The following is an 18,763-nucleotide window of genomic DNA, read 5'->3' as shown; positions in this document are numbered from 1 at the left end:
CATCACTTCTGTCGAGGAATTTAGTATGAAAAAAGCATTTACGCTTATTGAACTTCTTGTGGTCATATCAATTATTGCACTACTTGTAGGTATATTGCTTCCAGCGTTAACTTCTGCACGTGAGCAGGCTCGCCGTGCAATGTGCTTGACCAATCAGCGGCAGATCACGATTGCAGCCCTCTCTTATGCGGTTGATCATCAAGGCGAGGTGCCTCGTTCAAGCGATATCGAATACCAAATCCCCTACATTTTCCGTGCGGAGAGTTTTGTTGTGCCGATGCGAGGCTATATCTCTGAATCTTTCGAGGAGATTCTTTATTGTGCAAGCCAAGATATTTTTGAGTATGACGACATTGATGGTGTTGGCGGTTGGCGGCCCATATATGGCGATCCTCAAGCTATACCCGCGACTGGATTTTACAATGCAAATCAGTGTTTTTTGCCGGGATTAGATCATGAAGAGCAACGTGCTAAGGGTTTTGGCCCTGCTCCTAACATCATCAAAGGTGTTTGGAACGATGCGAAACCTAATGCTGCTTGGCAATCACGTTTTTCAGATCAGGGAAGTGACAAACTTGTCGTTGTTGACCTGAATTTTATGCTTACCAGCGGTAGTTGGGCTGCGGGTGGTTTCTCAAATCATGGCATTAGCTACATACGTGGATCGGGTATCGATGCGTGGTTTGAAGGTCTTCAAGGTTCTAACCGTATGTATGCAGATGGCCATGGTGGTTGGTTTAACATGGAATTTATGGGTAAAGACGATACTCGTCCTCAATCAACTGCAGATTGCCATTATTCTCACTCAGGCGTGTCAAGCCGACCTTATTTTTGGTAAATAGCCATTTAACCTGTATTTTTTAACGATTAAAATGATCCGTAGGAATCCTCAATTAATATGAAGAATTTTAAACACTTGATGTCGTTGGTTTTTACTTGTTGTATGACAATGTTCATAACAGCACCGACCTTGCTTGCAAGTCAAGAAATATTGGAGATTGATTGGTCTGATGCAAAAGTAGGTACATCAGGACAGATCGTTTCCAATACCGAACGTCTTCACGGCTTGAAGATTATGCCAGTTATTCAGGCGAATCGAACTGCGAAAATTGTCAATGGCCCATTTGATGGTATCAAAGCTGTTCATTTCAAGAATACCAACACAACCAGTGGAAATGGATCATATCTCCGTATTAAAGATCAGGATTTGTTAACCGGACACGAGAATGGAACCGGCCTGAACGCACTCACAATCGATGTTTGGATCAAAGTTTCGGAGATTAAGCAGTCCATTATTGTTGCCAAGATGGGCAATAAAAACCTATATCAACTCTACATCAGTAAGAGCGGTCATGTGGGTTTTCGCATTCAATCACCAAAGAAGAATGCGAATGTTTTGACGAAGCAAAAAGTGGTACCCGGAAAATGGCATCATGTCGTTGCAACGTGGGAGGATAGCATTGAACCTTATAACTACAACATTATTTTTGACGGCTATGTTACTCGTGCGACACGTATGATCGGTAATCTTGCAAATACCGATGGTGACCTTTCCATAGGCGGACTTATTCGTACGAACGGTTCAACAGGTCAATTCTTTAATGGTTCTATTAGTGATATTAAGGTTTCTATTGATCGAAAAGATCTTCTAGATACTCCTGGCCGTGTTGATGATAGTGCGGTGAAGCCTTCGGGTAAGCATCTTGAATCACAGCCAGGCTTTGTCAAAGGTCAATTCATTTACACAGACCTTCCCACGCCTGAATGTCATGCATCATCTATCGTGCAGATGTCAGATGGTAATTATCTTGCGGCATGGTTTGGTGGTACGTGTGAGGGGCATATTGATGTTGACATTTGGACTAGTATTTACGACGGTAAATCTTGGTCAAAACCTCGAAATACAGCCAATGGCATTCAGCATCGTGATAAACGCTACTGGTCATGGAATCCTATATTGCATCAGGAACCCAACGGTCCGCTTATGCTCTTCTATAAAGTTGGTCCCCTCGAAACACCTTGGGGCATGCTTACTACTTCGCATGACAATAGCAAAACATGGTCTCATCCTGTGCGTCTCCCTGAAGACATCCGCGGTGCAGGTAAGAACAAGCCTATCCGACTGTCTGATGGCAAGCTCATCTTTTCTTCTGAGGGTGGAGGCCTGAAATTCGAAATCACCGAAGATCTTGGTAAAACATGGCGCATTGCGCGTGCCGAAGATCCGCTTAACTGTACACCGATTCAACCTGCGATCCTCCAGCACCAGGATGGCCGCTTACAGGCACTCGTCCGCGCACGTGGTGACAAGATTGTTCAAACATGGTCCAACGACAGTGGTGAAACATGGGAGCCACTCTCTTACACGAACCTTCCGGGCAATTTCTCCGGCATTGATGCAGTTACTTTGCAGGATGGCCGACATATTCTCGTTTACAACCATGCTGCAACGCCCAAGGGCCGGTGGGGAGGCAAGCGTTCGCCGATCAATGTGGCAGTTTCTGATGACGGCGTGAACTGGAATGCAGCAGTTGTTCTCGAGGATGAGCCCGGTGAGTTTTCCTATCCCGCGGTGATTCAAGACAAAGATGGTATGGTACATATCACTTACACATGGAACCGATTTACTGTGAAGCATGTCATCTTAGATCCGAGCAAATTTGTGACAAAACAGATCGTGGATGGTAAGTGGCCCAAATGATAGAAGCGGCGTGAATGGCTTGGGATGGCACGTTGTTACCGCCAACAGGAATAGAATCATGAGCAATCACCCCGTACCTATCATTGTCGATACGGACATGGGTAACGATATTGATGATGCGCTTGCGTTTTGCATGTTGTATGCTTTGGAAGCTCGACAGGAATGTCGCGTTCTTGCGACCACGGTTTGTAAAGATAATCCATTTGCACCGCAGTATGTCGATGTGATTAATACCTTCTATGGGCGACACGATGTACCTATTGGAATGGTGTCACGCGGCGTTACATGTGAAGATGGTTTGTATAACCGTGCTATTGTTGAGAGAACAAGTGACGGTCAGCGTTTGTACGATCGTAAAGCATCAAAAAAAGGTGTTTACCCGGATGCGATTGAAACATTGCGTCGTACACTTGCGAAACAGTCGGATCGTAGTGTTGTGTTGGCCACGATTGGTTTTATGACTAATACTTGTGATTTGCTTCAGTCCGAGCCAGACGAATATTCATCTTTGAGTGGTCGTGAACTTGTGCGGCAGAAGGTGAAAGCGATGTACACAATGGCCGGTGATTTTTCTGAGACGGCACTATCCTCAGATGAAGAGCGGTTCAAAGAATACAACATCTATCAGGACATCGCTTCGGCGCAGTATACTTTTGAGCATTGGCCAACACCGATTTACTTCAGTGGCGTGGAAGTTGGTAAACAAGTTTTGTTTCCAGCAGATAGCATCATCAAAGATTTTGCATGGGCAAAGCATCATCCCGTAGTTGATGCTTATAAGCTTTACTTAAAGATGCCTTATGATCGTCCAACATGGGATTTGCTCACGATTCTTGCTGCGATTCGTCCGCAGTATGATTATTTTCAATGGTCATCTGCTGGGGATGTTCGAGTGCGCGATAACGGCACCACATCGTTTGACCAACAGTCAAGCGGTCAGCACTACTATATGTCCATAGGTCCGGATCAAATCTTCAGATTGCAAGAGTTGCTTCGAGTTCTTTCATCGCAACCGAGAATGCCGATATCTCGGCAGCCATTTTTGGCCAAGGAGAATCGCTCTGAGAAGCAGCGGGTATTGACCTGAGATTGATGTTGTATTTGAAGATTGAATTTAGTTTGTTGTCAATGATCGATATGATGAATAAAAAAGCTTCCTACAAAAGTAGGAAGCTTTTTAAACGGGCCTGGAAGGACTCGAACCTTCAACCGTCGGTTCCGAAGACCGGTGCTCTATCCAATTGAGCTACAGACCCATCACAAATTTTGAGTCGCAATTATAATCGCTTCTGCTGTGAATTGCGAATGTGTTTGATCACTCGTCGGTGACGCAGCCTTCGGATGCGCTCTTCACATTTTTGATGTATTTATACAGTGTGCCGCGGCGAGCTTTGTATGGTGGTTTCACCCAGGCTGATTTGCGTTTAGCCAATTCTTCGTCACTCACATCCATCGTGATTTGATCGTTGTCTGTATCAATCGTCACGGCATCTCCGGTTTTGACCAGCGCGACAGGGCCGCCTTCGATCGCTTCGGGTGTGATGTGTCCGACAATAAATCCGTGTGATCCGCCACTGAATCGGCCATCTGTCAGTAGTGCCACATCCTTGATCAAACCTGCGCCGGCAACGGCACTGGTTGGTGTGAGCATCTCCGGCATGCCCGGTCCGCCCTTCGGTCCTTCATATCGAATGATGATGACATCACCCTTCTTGATGTTGCCTTCTTCTAGCGCGGTGAGCATGTCTTCTTCACAGTCAAACACGTTGGCTGTGCCTTTAAAGACAGTTCCTTCTTTGCCGGTGATTTTGCCGACGCAACCTTCCGGTGCGAGATTGCCACGCATGATTTGTAGGTGGCCATCTGGTTTCAGCGGATTGTCCAGCGGACGAACAATTTCTTGTTCGCCTTTACCTGTGCCATATGCGCCGAGTGATGGCACATCCTTCACATTTTCCCAAAGCGTTTTGCCGGTGATGGTTTTCTGATCACCATCAATTAATTTTTGTTCGATCATAAATTTGATTAGGGCAGGGGTGCCGCCGATCGCGTGCAAGTCTTCCATCACAAAGCGGCCGCTTGGCTTAAAGTCACATAACATCGGCGTGGTATCTGATACGTGTTGCCAATCATCAATAGTCAGATCAATATCAAACGCGCGGGCCATGGCAATCGAGTGCAGTACGGCATTTGTCGAACCAGCCATCACGATGCACAGACGCATCGCATTGATGAACGATTGCTTGGTCACAATGTCACGTGGTTTCAAATCCCATTCAAGCATCTTGCGCATGTGCTTGCCAGCTGCCACACATTCCTCGTGTTTCGCAGGATCTTCTGCTGGTGTGCAGGATGAGAAGGGTAAGGTTAAACCAAGACATTCAATGAATGAGGCGGTGGTGTTCGCGGTATACATTCCGCCGCAGGCACCCGCACCTGGGCAGGAGCTTTTCACGATAGTTTTGCGTTCTTCTTCGGTGATCGTGCCTGCGATGGATTGGCCATAGGATTGAAATGCGGATACGACATCCAGCTTTTCTTCTACACCTTTCACGGTCGCACAGCCTGCTTTGATCGTTCCGCCATATACCATCATGGCTGGACGATTCAATCTTGCCATAGCGATCACTGTTCCTGGCATGTTTTTGTCACAACCTGGCAGTGCGACCAGTGCGTCATACCACTGAGCGCCCATGATCGTCTCGATCGAATCTGCGATCAGATCACGGCTTTGCAGCGAATAGCTCATCCCATCGGTACCCATTGAGATTCCGTCCGACACGCCGACGGTATTGAATCGCATGCCGACCATATCTGCTTCGACCACGCCGTTTTTGACCCTTGAGCCAAAATCGTTCAGGTGCATGTTGCACGGGTTGCCTTCGTACCACACACTCGCAATCCCGACCTGCGGCTTATTCATGTCCTCTTCGCTCATGCCCGTCGCATATAGCATTGCTTGGCTCGCACCGCGGCTCTTTGGCTGCGTGATTTCTGCTGAGTATTTGTTCAGTTGCTCTGTCATCTTGATTCGTCCTTCGATTGCATGGGTCGCCCACTGCCAAACCATATATCCTAGCAAAAACCGGCCACCTACGCAGACCCACGATCATATCCCTATCACAGCTTCATTTTCTCCGCCTTGCATCATCCCTAGGTATAGTTTTACCCCCACCTCTAATGCAGAAACCGTAATGTGTTCATCTTTAGTGTGAGCTTGTGTGATATCACCCGGCCCAATCACCACCACGTCGCAATCCAACTCTGCGTAATGTGCTCCATTTGTCGCAAAGGGGGCACCGTATGGGGCTTCGGTCAGTCCCATTTCCGAACGTACTTGCTCAATCAGTTTAAGTAGTCGCCCGTTCTTGCTTTGTGGTAGTGGCGGTGTTGCGTTTTCCATCTCGATTGATACTTCGAGCCCTGCATGTTTTGTGGCAAGCTCCTTGAGAAAGTCATTTAGCCTCGCTAATTCTACATCCGCACTCTCGCCCGGTACCAACCTTCGATCCACCCATGCTTCGCACTGATCGGGAATAATATTGACGGAATCCCCGCCACGAATGACATTGATGCTCATTGCGGCTTTTCCGGTGACGGCATCTTCTCTATCAAGAGTTGGAATATAGTTTTGTTCTAATGCATCGATCACGCTCACCATGGCGCTGATGGCGCTCTTGCCGCGGTTGGGTACGGATGAATGAACTGATTTTCCGCGTGTTGTGATCTTGTATCGCCCTGTGCCATTGTGCGCAATGATGGGTGTGCAATCTGTCGGCTCGCACACCACAATCCCAAGAACATCGCCATCAATTTGTGAGTAATCTCGTGTTGCGAATGTCTTTGCTCCCACCATGCCTTCTTCTTCATTCACGGTAAACAAGACTGCCACATTGAATGGTTTCTTCCCCTCTTCCATATACTTATGAAGTGCCCAAAGCGCGCATGCTCCTGTCCCTTTTGTGTCACTGGAACCGCGTCCCCATACCGAACCGTTTTTCAGTGTGCCACTGAATGGCTCAATTGTCATGCCGATGGTGCCGACGGTATCCATATGGCTATCAAAAATGAGCCACGGTTTACTCGCATCTACTTCATAACTCACCATCACATTATCTGCATAGCCATCTACTGTTGGTTGATACGCAACTGTAAGCCCCATTTCTTGCGCGCAAATGCCAAGTGCCTTACCTAAATTTGCTTCGGCGTACGCCTTCCCACTTACCGGTGTTGTCACCGTGTCGTGTTGGACCATCATTTGTAAAAGTTCTGTCACACTGTCGTATTTCATCATCAATGTTCCCATTGGGCTATGACCTACTATGTTCAGCACATATCATATATCCAATGTCTGAATCCCTCCCAATTGCGACGCTAAACGAATCTGGTTTCGACGATCTCGTCAGGTATGTTCAGCGATTGGTGCAAGATCAATCCCAGCGACTGATCGTCGGTATTGCGGGCTTCCCCGGTTCGGGCAAATCCACTTTTGCAGCACAATTTGTCCAATGCCTCAACATGTATTCAGATAATTCAGATTTACCGTTTGCTGTATACATGCCCATGGACGGATTTCATTACACTAATGCCGAAATTGAGAGGCACCATCTCACCGGACAGAAAGGTTCGCCTCCTACTTTTGATGCTAGGGCATATATTGATCTGATTCGACATGCTGCCAATCCAACCGCATCTTTTTACTTTCCGCATTATGATCGTACTTTGCACGAGCCGGTCTATAGTAAAACAGATCCGTATTGCTTAAAGGTTGAGCATCGCATCGTGATTACCGAAGGCAATTATCTTTTGGTCGAGCATCCGCCTTGGCGAGAGCTAGGTGAGATTTTAAGCGAAGCATGGTTTCTTGATGTGCCGCGATCCGTGTGTGAGCATCGGCTTCTTAAGCGGCACATGGCAGGCGGCCGAGATTTTGATCAGGCTATGCAACAGATTAGAAAAGTAGATCGCCCAAACATGAATCTAATCGATTCTAGCCGCAAGCAACCAGACCGTATTTTGCGTTGGTCATAGGCTTTATTAAGCTTTGATTGTATCGATACAATGGGGTGTGGTGAGGATGTAACAAACACCTGAAATGTAAGGCCGAAATCGTTTGACACGTTCATGGTGTAAACCTATGTTTTATGCAGATCTAGCCGCATTTACAGAACGTTCGCGGTATTCGAAAACGACGTAAAAAGGTGGCGAGGTTATGACATTTCCGCAATCGTTTGTCTGGGGTTCTGCAACTGCTTCTTATCAGATTGAGGGCGGCCATGATGCCGATGGCAAAGGTCCGAGTGTTTGGGACATGATGGCGCATTGGCCTGGCAAGATCGTCAATGATGATCACGGTGATGTGGCATGTGATCATTACCATCGCTACACAGAAGATGTACAAATCATGAAAAACATGGGTTTACAGGCCTATCGTTTTTCACTGTCTTGGCCACGAATTATGCCGGATGGTACGGGTAAAGTGAATGAGGCGGGGATCGCCTTTTATGATCGATTGATTGATGAACTTCTTGGTGCGGGTGTGCAGCCGTGGATCACGTTATTTCATTGGGATTATCCATTGGCGCTTTTTCAGCAAGGCGGTTGGCTGAATGCTGCCTCGCCCGAGTGGTTTGCAGACTACACGAAGATTGTGATCGATCGATTTTCTGATCGCGTAACGAACTGGATGACATTAAATGAGCCGCAATGTTTTATTGGTCTCGGTCATCATGACGGGATGCATGCGCCCGGGTTACAATTGCCTGTTGAGCAGGTCCTACGAGCTTGGCACCATGCCCTGATGGCGCATGGCCGAGCCGTTCAGGTCATCCATGAACATGCTAAGCAATCACCCACCGTGAGTTGGGCGCCGGTTGGTGTAGCCTATTATCCCGCTGAGGAAACACCGGAAAACATTGAAGCTGCCCGCTGCGCATCGATGAATTATTTTGAAGATAAATCTCCAGTCTGGAGTAACACCTGGGGTTCTGATCCTGTGATTAAAGGCCATTACCCAGAAGCTGGAATGAAAAAGTTTGGCCACATGATGAAGTGGTTCAAAGATAGCGACTTTGAGATTATCAAGCAGCCGCTCGATTTCTATGGCGTGAATATTTACCAAGGGCATCCCATCGTCGCAGATGACCAATCACCCAAGGGATTTCGTGACGTGAAGCGTGAGCAAGGTTTTGCGCAAACGCAGTTCTACTGGCCACATGATCCTAAATCGATGTATTGGATTTGCAAAACGCTTTACGATCATTACAACATTCCAATCGTCATTACTGAGAATGGTACGAGTATGCACGACTGGGTCGATGAAGATGGTACGGTGAACGATGCGCAGCGCATTATCTTTCTGCGCGATTACATGCGTGAGTTGGGACGGGCCATTGATGATGGAGCCGATGTTCGTGGCTACTTCCTGTGGTCGCTTATGGACAATTTTGAGTGGGCGGAAGGGTATCGCCAGCGATTCGGTTTGGTGCATGTTGATTACCAAACACTGAAGCGGACACCCAAGGCATCATCTTACTGGTACAAACAGGTGATCGAGAGTAATGGGGCAGTATTGCGTGACGCGCAAGTCGTCAAATAATTGATAGGCGGGGTGGGGTGGTGATCGAACTTAGTCAGAAACAGGTTGTATCTCCTAGAGCGTTGCAATAGTGATGTGGCTGGATAGGAATTAGTAAACGCGCTAACTAGAGTATCAGGCGTATATTATCTGGTACGAATTAACATTTTTAACATGGTGCTAGAAGTTCTTCTTTGCACAAAGTCCTGCATTTGATAGAATTAAAGAGCACATGGCGGCTTGTTGTGCACATTTGTGTTTCTTGGTTCCTGTGAATTTTTTATTTTTCATAACGGTAAACCGTTTAACCAAATTGAATCTGATCCGCAATGTGTTCTGTAAACGATGTAAAAATAGAGGGTTGTAACTCATTCGTGAGAGGTTGTACGGCATGTATCATAAGCCGAGTTTGGACGAGCGGACCAGTGGTGTTTTGCTTCACCCGACATCGTTGCCGGGAGAAGGTGGCAGCGGAGATGTTGGGAAGCAGGCGTATCATTTTGCGGATTTCTTAGCGGCATCAGGACAGAGTTGGTGGCAGATGTTACCGATCGGTCCGGTGGACGGGAGCGGGTCACCATATAACTCCTACTCTGCTTTTGCGGGGAGCGATCTGCTGATTAGTTTGGAAGATCTGTGTGCGCAGAAACTGTTGTCACGAGCGGATCTTGAAGCGGTGAAATTGCCTCAAGGGATAGTAAAGCGGTCGGTGAAGCGTGTTTTTTATGACAAGGTAGGAGCACGCCGTCGGGAGTTGTTAGGAATCGCGTTTGAGCGGTTTCAGAAAAATTTAAATCGTAACCAAAAGTTGTCCAAGCAGTACAGCGCGTTTTGTCGTGAAGAGGCGCACTGGCTGGAGGACTATGTTTTGTTTTGTGCATTGAAGGATGTGCATGATCAGGAACCGTGGTGGACGTGGGAGAGGGAACTGGTTACGCGGCGGGCAAAGGCATTGGCGGAAGCGAAGGAAGCGTATGCGGAGCGAATCGCGTACCACACGTTCATCCAATTTGTGTTTCACGAACAATGGATGAAGCTGAAGGTGTACTGCAATAAAAAGGGTGTTGGGCTGATTGGTGATATTCCGATCTTTGTGGCGCACGATTCATCCGATGTTTGGGCGCATACGGATCTGTTTGATTTGGATAAAGATCGTTTGCCACGGGAAGTGTCAGGTGCGGCGCCGGATGCGTTTAGCGATGAAGGACAGTTATGGGGGCACCCTTTGTACAAGTGGGGTAAGCATAAGAAGACGGGGTATGCGTGGTGGATTGATCGGTTCAGGCAGACGTTCAAAATTTTTGATGCGGTGCGTATCGATCACTTTTTAGGTTTTGCGCGGTATTGGTCTGTGCAGTATAGCGCGAAGACGGCACGGCATGGGAAATGGAAAAAGGGTCCTGGTGAAGATTTGTTTGTGGCTTTGCGCGATGCAATTGGAGAGATGCCGATCATTGCGGAGGATCTTGGGATTTTGACGCCGCAGGCAGCACGGCTGCGAGATCAGTTTGGCTTTCCCGGGATGCGCGTGTTGCAGTTTGCGTATGGGGAAGATGATAGTTATCACGCAGCACATCAACATAGTAAACAGTGTGTTGTTTATACCGGAACGCATGATAACGATACGACGAAGGGATGGTGGAAGGAAATTTGCCGAAAGCATCGCGCGGATAAGAAGGCGATGAAATTGAAGTCAGAGAAGATTGCGAAGCGTCGTCGTGTGAGTGTTTCTAGTTTGAATGGCGAAGCGAAGTGGCTGACCGAGAAGGAGCGGACGTTGGTGTGCCTTGGAGGTGGGGGTGAGGAGATACACTGGGACATGATCCGAGCAGGGATGGGAAGCAGAGCGAACTTGGCGGTGTTTCCAGCTCAAGATTTATTGGGACTCGATGAAAAGAGCCGGATGAATGTACCGGGGACCATCGAGAATAACTGGTGCTGGCGACTAGAATCGGGTGCTTTGGATCAAGAGGTGGCTCATCGTTTGGGTGAGCTGACGAAGATTCATGGGAGGTCTTCAGGAAGCTAAACCGTGATTAATAATCAATATGAACGCTAGTGATTGGCGATTGAATACAGAAAATGTCGTAGTGGGGAGAAAGTGCATGTGGGAAGCTGATTAGTACATCAGACTGACACATGATTAGATAGACTAACCTTTGAATAGATAAGAGCGATAGGTAGAAGCGATGAGTAAAAAAACAGTTTCAAAAACAGACCGTAAAGTTAAAACGGTTAACCGTGTTAGTGAGCAGGGAAGTCTTGCTCAGCTAGAAAAGTTGACAGAGAATTTTTGGTGGACGTGGAACTATGAAGCGCAGCAGGTGTTTGCCGCAGTTGATCCGGGTTTGTGGGAAGCAACCGAGCGTAACCCCGCGCTGGTGCTGAAGTATGCCCCGGCTCACCGTTTCGAAACGCTGGCAACCGATGCGGGATTCATCACTCGGCTGCAAGATGCTGTCAGTAAGTTTGAAACCTATGTAAAAACTAAGACATGGTTCTCGCGGACAGCGAAGGGAAGCGATAAGAAGATGCAGGTGGCATACTTCTGTGCGGAGTTTGCGATTCATGAGAGCTTTCCGATGTACTCAGGCGGTTTGGGTGTGCTTGCAGGCGATCATCTAAAGAGCGCGAGTGATTTGGGGGTGCCGTTGGTTGCGGTTGGGCTCTTGTACCGTCACGGTTATTACCGTCAGGAGATCGAGGAAGATGGGAGTACGAAAGCAGTTTATCCGGCGTATGATTTTGCAGATTTGCCGGTGAAGGAGACAGGGGTAGTGGTGAATGTGCCGATGGGTAGGCGGCATGTGCTTGCGAAGGTTTGGGAGATTCAGGTTGGTCGTGTGAAGGGTTATTTGCTTGATACAGATCTGATTGAGAATCGACCGAAGGATCGTAAGATTACGCATTACCTTTATGGTGGTGATAATGAAACGCGCATTCAGCAGGAAATGATTTTGGGTGTTGGCGGGATGCTCGCGCTTGAAGGTTTGGGGATTAAGCCGACGGTTTATCACTTGAATGAAGGGCATGCAGCTTTTTGTGGTTTACATCGCTTGAGTGATTTGTTGCGTGATGGGGCGGATTATGAAGCTGCGGTTGAGGAAGTACGAAAGGGTGGCGTGTTTACGACGCACACGCCGGTGGAAGCGGGCCATGACCGTTTTGATGTTGGGCTGGCGAAGAAATATTTGAGTTGTTTTGTCGGAGATGAAACGGGCTTGGATATGGAAGATGTGCTTGAGTTAGGGAGTGAAGACCCAACGGATGTGAGAATGCCTTTCTGTATGACGGCGCTTGCGCTAAATTTGTGCAAGCGAGCGAATGGTGTGGCGGAGCTGCATGGTGATACGTCACGAAAAATGTGGCAGGGGTTCTTTGGGGTGAAGAAGGACAAAGATGTGCCGATTGGTCATGTGACCAATGGCGTGCATAGCCAGACGTGGCTTGCGCCGGAGATGAGTGTGGTATATGACAAGTATCTGAAGCCGCAGTGGGAAGGCGCGGATGCTACTGCGGACTGGTGGAAGAAAGCGGACAAAATTCCAGCAGAGGCACTGTGGGACGCGCGGAAGATGTTGCGTATGCGGCTGATCCGATTTGTGCGTGAACGTTTGGTGCAGCAATGCTTGAAGCACGGCCATCCGATGGAAGACATTGCGACGGCGCAGCAAATGTTGGATGAGAACACATTGACGATTGGTTTTGCGAGAAGGTTTGCGACGTACAAACGTGCACCGCTTATCTTTAAGGAAATGAAGAAGCTGGCCGCTTTGGTGGGTGATGATAAGACACCGGTGCAGTTCGTGTTTGCGGGGAAGGCGCACCCGGCTGATAAGGACGGCCAGCGATTCTTACAGGAAATCGTGCAGTATTCGAAACGTGCGGAGTTCAAGGGACGCGTGGCGGTGATTGAGAACTATGACATGCAGGTTGGCAGAATGCTCACGAGCGGTGTTGATATCTGGCTAAACAATCCGCTACGTCCAATGGAGGCGAGCGGTACGAGTGGGATGAAGCCGCCGCTACATGGTGGTTTGAACTGTTCGATTCTTGATGGTTGGTGGCCTGAGGCGTACAACAAGAAGAATGGCTGGGCGATCGGCGGGAAGCAATTCGCGAAGCAATCACAGCAGGATGCATACGATGCGGCGAGCTTCTATGAATTGCTGGAGAGGAAGATCAAACCAGCGTTTTATAAACGTGGTAGGGATGGTGTTGCGGCGAAGTGGGTGGAATTGATGCGTGAGAGCATGAAGACGGTGTGTATGCAGTTCAGTACGAACCGCATGGTGGGTGATTATGTGCAGCAGTATTACTTGCCGACACATAACGAAAAGTGATTGATCAATAAATCTTGACAACCCCCTATGTCGGCCACTGGTTTGTATGAACGGTGGCCGGCTTTTTTGTTGGGTGATTGATTATGGTGTGGTGTAGTTTTTGTGTTCTGAGCGGCCGGTGTTGGGATCATGTTTGAGGAATTCGGTGACGCTTGTGCCGGAGGGGAAGGGGAGGTTGAAGTCGGTGTCGGAGGTGTCTATGTTGAAAAACACTTGTTTTATAGCGTTCTCGTCGATGGTGGTGATGTGTGACTCGATGGCGGCTTGGTTTTCTGGTAGGAAGAGGGCGAGGGGGTTGGCGTTGATTTTATCTTGGAGTTCTTTGGTGAGCGTGAATTTGGATTTGGTTTGTTTGTGGTGGAAGGGGTATTGGCCGATAGAGGTGGGGCGGAAGTCGGTGAATTCGGTGCGTGTGTGTTGATTGGGGATGCCGCTAAGTTGGTAGAAGTCGATTTTGGTAATGGCGTTGTTTAGGTCGGGGAGGTAGGTGATTTGAATGATGGTATAGGTTTTGCCTTTGTGGGTTTGTGCGATGGTGAGGATGTTGGCGGGTTGGTTGTCGATGGTGGTTGAACTGGCGTGGATGGATTTGAACATGGAGAAGTGCTTGAGGGAGGAGTATGAGCCGGCGGTGAGTGGTGCGGGTCGGGTGGTGATCAAATGGAATGAGTTGTCGGCGTAGATCACGCCGTGGATGCTTCCGGATTGAATACTGAATTGTTTACGTGGTGAGTTGGGGGAAATGGCGTAGAAGGCTTGAACGCCGGTGTGGCCGGTGGGTTTGGCGTTGGCGGTTTTGCTTGTGATGATGGATTGTTTATAGGCGTGTGTGTTGGGGATGAGTGTGAGGGTGATGTCTTTGGTGGTGATGTTTTCGGTATATTGGTATTCGAGTTCTTTTACGAGGCCTTGGACGCGCGGTTTCATGTAGGCGTCGATCTTCTTTTTGTAGACGGGGTTGGCGAGTGCTTGCTCATAGGAGAGGTTTTGTTTTCGTAAGAAAGCAAGTTTACTTTCGATGTATTTGCCGGTGCTGATGCCGCGGATGTGGTTGATGAGTTTGAGGTGGCGCTTGCCGAACTCGTCTTGAAAAAGTTGCTCGGCGTTTTCGGGTGGGCGCTGTGTGAAGGTGTGAGTGTAGATGAAGCGGGCGGAAGAGATATTGCGGACGGATGAGTCAATGAGGTCTTGGCGGATTTGGATAAGCTTGTTTTCATCTACGCGCATACTGGCGTGAGTGGGGGATGTGATGAATAGGAAGGTGAGGAGGATTGGGATGTAGCGCATGAGATGCTTTCGGGTTTTGCATGTCGTGGTGATTGGATTGATGTTCTATCAGAAAGACGGGGTGGATGACAATGTGTTTCAAAGAAGCGGCGAAAAAGGGGGAGAGGGGTTAGAATGTTGGGATGAATGAAGAGGCAGCAAAACAAGTGGTGGAGAAGGGTGTGCGGATGGGTACGCCTGTGGTGAAGTTGCCAGGGGTGGGGCCGAAGCGGGCGCGGGCGTTTGAGAGATTGGGGATTCAAACGGCGAGCGATTTGTTGCGTCATTTGCCGATGCGTTATGAGTATGAGGCAGAGGAGGGTGAGATTGCGAGCCTGCCGATTGATGGGACTGGGACAGCAAGGGGTGTGGTGATGGAGGCGAGAGAAGTGCCGGGGAAAGGTGGATGGGGGAGAAAAGGAGGGAAAGGAGGAAGATTTGAAGCGATCTTGGAGGATGAGAGTGGGCGGGTGATGTTGACGTGGTTTAATGCGGTGTATTTGGCGCGAAAGATTCAGGCGGGAATGATGATCCGTGCGCAGGGGAAGGTGAAGCGATGGGGTGAGTATTTGCAGATGGTGAATCCGAAGTGGGAGGCGATTGGTGAGGGGGTTGAGTTAGGGAAGAAGGAAGAGCGGCTCAAGCCGATTTATCCTGCGACAGAGGACTTGGCGAGCTGGCAGATTGAGAAGGTTGTGGGCGGGGTACTGGATGAGGTGGTGGGTCATGTGAGTGATCCTTTGCCTGCAGAGATGCTCAGGGATCATGAGATGCCAGCGTTGGGTGATGCACTGCTCATGGCGCATCGTCCAAAGGATGAGGAGGAGGCGGGGACGGCGAGGCGGCGGCTTGCGTTTAATGAGTTGCTTTTGTTGCAGCTTGGGATCACGATGAAGAAGGCGTATGTGCGAGAGAAATTGAAGGCGCCTATCTTGCGCTTAGACGAGAGGATTGATGCGGAGATACGCAAGTGTTTTCCGTTTGAGTTGACGGAAGATCAGGATGCGGTGGTGGAAGAGATTGGGAAGGACTTGTCGGGGGATAGTCCGATGAATCGGTTGTTGCAGGGGGATGTTGGGTCGGGGAAGACGGCGGTAGCGGTGTATGCGCTTTTGATGGCGGTGATGAGTGGGAAGCAAGGCGCGATTATGGCGCCGACGGAATTGCTTGCGGAGCAGCATTATTTTTCGATTCAAAAGATGCTGCAGGAAGCGAAGAATGTGAGGGTTGAGTTGTTGACGGGTGGGGGCGGGACGAAAGCAGAGAAAGATAAGCGGAAGGTTTTGGTTGAAGGGATTGGAAATGGTGAGGTTAATATTGTGGTGGGGACGCATGCGCTTTTGAGCGCGGATGTTGAGTTTGATGATTTGGCGGTGGTGGTGATTGATGAGCAGCACCGGTTTGGTGTGATGCAACGGGCGGGGTTGAAGAGTAAGCATAGTGAGGGGAAGGTTCCGCATCATTTGGTGATGACGGCGACGCCGATTCCGCGGACGCTGAGTTTGACGGTGTTTGGTGATTTGGATGTGTCGACGATCAAGGGCTTGCCGCCGGGGCGGAGTCCGATTGTGAATCGTGTGGTGGGGGTTGATAAGACGGATGATGTGTATCGTTATGTGAATGAGCGGGTTGAACGTGGGGAGCAGGCGTATGTTGTTTTGCCGGCGATTGAGGGGAATGATGGGGAGAATGGTTTGAACTTGCGGAATGTGACCGAGCATGTGGAGCTGCTGCGGAACAAGTATTGTTCTAACCATGAGATAGACGTGGTGCATGGCAGATTGAAACGTGAAGAGCGTGAGGATGTGATGCGGCGGTTCCGCGAGGGAGAAGTGAAGGTGCTTGTGGCGACGACGGTGATTGAGGTGGGGGTTGATGTGTCGAATGCGACGGTGATGGTGATTGAACATGCGGAACGGTTTGGGCTTGCGCAGTTGCATCAATTGCGGGGACGAGTTGGTCGCGGAACGCATGGGGTGAAGAGTTTGTGCGTGTTTATTGGCGAGACGAATACGGAGGATGGGGCGAAGCGATTGAATGCGATTGGGAGCACGAATGATGGTTTTAAGGTAGCGGAGATGGATTTGGAGATTCGGGGAATGGGCGAGTTTTTTGGGACAAGGCAAAGTGGGAGTATGCCGCTACGGGTGGCGCGGATTCCGGAGGATATGGATTTGCTGATGATGGCGAAGCGCGATGCGGCGAAGATGATTGGTGAGGATATGCTGCTGAAGAAGGAAGAGCATGCGGCGCTAAGAAAGGTTTTGTTGAATCAGTATGGCGAGAGTTTGGGGTTGGTGGATGTGGGGTGACCGTAGGTTCCGGAAGTAGTTCTAAAGATATTTTGCGTTGAGTTAAAAAACAGTGATAGACAAGGGTGTGGTGAGATGATCGGGTTCAGTGAGTTTGTTGACGAGCAACAGTATCCAATAGTCGGTCGATGGAAGCATTCTGATGAAGATGCTGGCGTGCTTGTTGATGTTACGATTAGTGATAATGGCACTTTGAAAGTTCACGCGCATGATCCTGATGATGGTGAGGTTTTTTGAAGTAAAATTGATTGAGAGTTCGCCTCGGCACATTCATTACAAACTTATTGTGCCGTCTTCAGGTTATGTGTCGGAGTCGTACTTAGCCGTAGATAAGGAAGATGACAGATACGCAGTACAGACATTGACATACGAGCAAACATGGAAACGTATAGATGAAACTGTTTTAGATTCATATATTATTGCTGAAGTGATTGATTATCGTTTTCCTGTTATGGGTGAATGGCGATTTTATGATGATGAGTTTGGATTTGATTGTACATCATTGCATATTGATGTGAGTTTATCTCAAGAAGAGATTTTGGTGTGGAGTTGATTGAAAGTACGCCTGAGTATGTTCATTTCTTAACCATCATGTCTTCAGGGTACCGTGTTGAGAATTGTTTGTGTATTGATGGTCGGGATCAAACTCAAGCGGTTATGAGGTTGACATATGATGAGGATTGGGAGCGTGTTTAAGATAGTAGATAGTTAACAGATATATGGTAATTGAAAAAAAGAAAAGGCGTGGGGCGCCTTTTCTTTGTGTGGTGGTTTAAGTTGTTGGTGTGATGTGTTATCTATGCGTTGGGCTGTGGGATGGCGGTGGTTTGAGGTGTTGGGGATGTGGTTTGTGTTGATGTTGAGGCGCTTGGGTTGGAGGAGATGAGTGGGGTGCCCATGGGGAGGATGGTTTTGTTTGCGAGGTCGTTGATGATGATGCCGGCCATCATGTACCAAGCGCCGAGGGCGCAAAGGATTAGGACGTAGCAGGCGATGGTGTTGAAGATGGCGGGGTCAATACTGAGTTTGTCGTAGATGGGAAGGTTGAAGTGGCCGAGGTCGAGGAGGATGAAGCCGATGATGAGTAGGGTGAATGTTGTGAACATGGCTTTGTGGATGCGCATTGAGGCGAGCCAGAGGATGGCGGTGTAGCCTGTCCAGACGACGAGGAACCATCCGACGTCTGAGGTTTCGGATTTGTAGATGCCGATTTTGTTTAGGATGAGAATGATGCCGAAGCCGATCCAGAATGCGCCGTATGAAACGAATGCGGAGAAGCCGAAGTTGTTGCCGACTTTTTGTTCTTGGAAGCCTGCGATCATTTGGGCGAGGCCGCCGAAGATGAGTCCCATGGCGAGGACGGGGCCGAGTGTGCAGTAGCCGAGGTTGTGGATTTGTAGGAGGAGGGTTGTGAGGCCGAATCCTGCTAGACCGACCACGGCCGGGTTTCCGGTTTTTGTGGGATGACTCATTGTGATGTTCTCGATGCCGGCTGTTTTCCGCACTGAACGAGGCAGGAAAGGGCCGGGGGGTGGGAATGAAGCAGTAAATTATAATAAGATAG

Annotated in this window: 14 protein-coding genes and 1 tRNA gene; 9 read left to right on the top strand and 6 right to left on the bottom strand. The window is 48.8% G+C overall.

What is annotated here, in order from left to right; all coding sequences use genetic code 11:
* Positions 1–25 precede the first annotated feature (25 nt).
* From ACQ6WK_RS08625 to ACQ6WK_RS08615, 3 genes are read left to right on the top strand one after another with little or no spacing between them, the layout of a single operon-like run.
* Complete coding sequence (locus tag ACQ6WK_RS08625) at positions 26–838, top strand: type II secretion system protein (RefSeq protein WP_432800341.1); 813 nt, start codon at positions 26–28, stop codon at positions 836–838.
* A gap of 60 nt (positions 839–898) precedes the next feature.
* Complete coding sequence (locus ACQ6WK_RS08620; protein WP_432800340.1) at positions 899–2,701, top strand: exo-alpha-sialidase; 1,803 nt, start codon at positions 899–901, stop codon at positions 2,699–2,701.
* A gap of 58 nt (positions 2,702–2,759) precedes the next feature.
* A complete protein-coding gene (locus ACQ6WK_RS08615; RefSeq protein ID WP_432800339.1) occupies positions 2,760–3,788 on the top strand; it encodes a nucleoside hydrolase in 1,029 nt (342 codons plus the stop codon).
* Between the two features lie 95 nt (positions 3,789–3,883).
* Here ACQ6WK_RS08615 and ACQ6WK_RS08610 read toward each other — a convergent pair.
* The 3 genes from ACQ6WK_RS08610 to ACQ6WK_RS08600 all read right to left on the bottom strand — a co-directional run bounded on the left by ACQ6WK_RS08610 (position 3,884) and on the right by ACQ6WK_RS08600 (position 6,995).
* Positions 3,884–3,957: transfer RNA gene (locus tag ACQ6WK_RS08610), tRNA-Arg, on the bottom strand.
* Between the two features lie 59 nt (positions 3,958–4,016).
* Positions 4,017–5,726 (bottom strand): dihydroxy-acid dehydratase, encoded by a 1,710-nt coding sequence (gene ilvD, locus ACQ6WK_RS08605; RefSeq protein WP_432800338.1) that lies wholly within the window; start codon positions 5,724–5,726, stop codon positions 4,017–4,019.
* An 84-nt stretch (positions 5,727–5,810) separates the two neighbouring features.
* Complete coding sequence (locus ACQ6WK_RS08600) at positions 5,811–6,995, bottom strand: M20 family metallopeptidase (protein ID WP_432800337.1); 1,185 nt, start codon at positions 6,993–6,995, stop codon at positions 5,811–5,813.
* A 53-nt stretch (positions 6,996–7,048) separates the two neighbouring features.
* Here ACQ6WK_RS08600 and ACQ6WK_RS08595 point away from each other — a divergent pair, with 53 nt between their 5' ends.
* From ACQ6WK_RS08595 to glgP, 4 genes are all read left to right on the top strand, one after another.
* Positions 7,049–7,732 (top strand): hypothetical protein, encoded by a 684-nt coding sequence (locus tag ACQ6WK_RS08595; RefSeq protein ID WP_432800336.1) that lies wholly within the window; start codon positions 7,049–7,051, stop codon positions 7,730–7,732.
* Between the two features lie 181 nt (positions 7,733–7,913).
* On the top strand, positions 7,914–9,299 hold the full coding sequence (locus ACQ6WK_RS08590) for a GH1 family beta-glucosidase (RefSeq protein ID WP_432800335.1): 1,386 nt from the start codon (positions 7,914–7,916) through the stop codon (positions 9,297–9,299).
* 370 nt (positions 9,300–9,669) lie between these two features.
* Complete coding sequence (gene malQ / locus ACQ6WK_RS08585; RefSeq protein ID WP_432800334.1) at positions 9,670–11,307, top strand: 4-alpha-glucanotransferase; 1,638 nt, start codon at positions 9,670–9,672, stop codon at positions 11,305–11,307.
* 160 nt (positions 11,308–11,467) lie between these two features.
* On the top strand, positions 11,468–13,621 hold the full coding sequence (glgP, locus tag ACQ6WK_RS08580; RefSeq protein ID WP_432800333.1) for an alpha-glucan family phosphorylase: 2,154 nt from the start codon (positions 11,468–11,470) through the stop codon (positions 13,619–13,621).
* 81 nt (positions 13,622–13,702) lie between these two features.
* Here the strand turns inward: glgP and ACQ6WK_RS08575 are convergent, their stop codons facing one another.
* Positions 13,703–14,908, bottom strand: a complete 1,206-nt coding sequence (locus ACQ6WK_RS08575) for a hypothetical protein (RefSeq protein WP_432800332.1) — start codon at positions 14,906–14,908, stop codon at positions 13,703–13,705.
* Positions 14,909–15,030: 122 nt separating this feature from the next.
* Between ACQ6WK_RS08575 and recG the strand changes: the two genes are divergently transcribed.
* Entirely contained in the window at positions 15,031–17,199 is a 2,169-nt protein-coding gene (recG, locus tag ACQ6WK_RS08570; protein ID WP_432800331.1) for an ATP-dependent DNA helicase RecG, read from the top strand.
* Positions 17,200–17,241: 42 nt separating this feature from the next.
* On the opposite strand, the gene ACQ6WK_RS08565 is transcribed toward recG, so the two are convergent.
* Positions 17,242–17,403, bottom strand: a complete 162-nt coding sequence (locus tag ACQ6WK_RS08565; protein WP_432800330.1) for a hypothetical protein — start codon at positions 17,401–17,403, stop codon at positions 17,242–17,244.
* A 4-nt stretch (positions 17,404–17,407) separates the two neighbouring features.
* Here ACQ6WK_RS08565 and ACQ6WK_RS08560 point away from each other — a divergent pair, with 4 nt between their 5' ends.
* Positions 17,408–17,752, top strand: a complete 345-nt coding sequence (locus ACQ6WK_RS08560) for a hypothetical protein (protein WP_432800329.1) — start codon at positions 17,408–17,410, stop codon at positions 17,750–17,752.
* 244 nt (positions 17,753–17,996) lie between these two features.
* Here the strand turns inward: ACQ6WK_RS08560 and ACQ6WK_RS08555 are convergent, their stop codons facing one another.
* A complete protein-coding gene (locus tag ACQ6WK_RS08555) occupies positions 17,997–18,671 on the bottom strand; it encodes an acetate uptake transporter (protein WP_432800328.1) in 675 nt (224 codons plus the stop codon).
* Positions 18,672–18,763: the final 92 nt, after the last annotated feature.

It is taken from the genome of Poriferisphaera sp. WC338 (genome assembly GCF_050931845.1).
GTDB lineage: Bacteria > Planctomycetota > Phycisphaerae > Phycisphaerales > Phycisphaeraceae > Poriferisphaera.
This window is presented reverse-complemented; position numbering and strand designations above follow the sequence as displayed.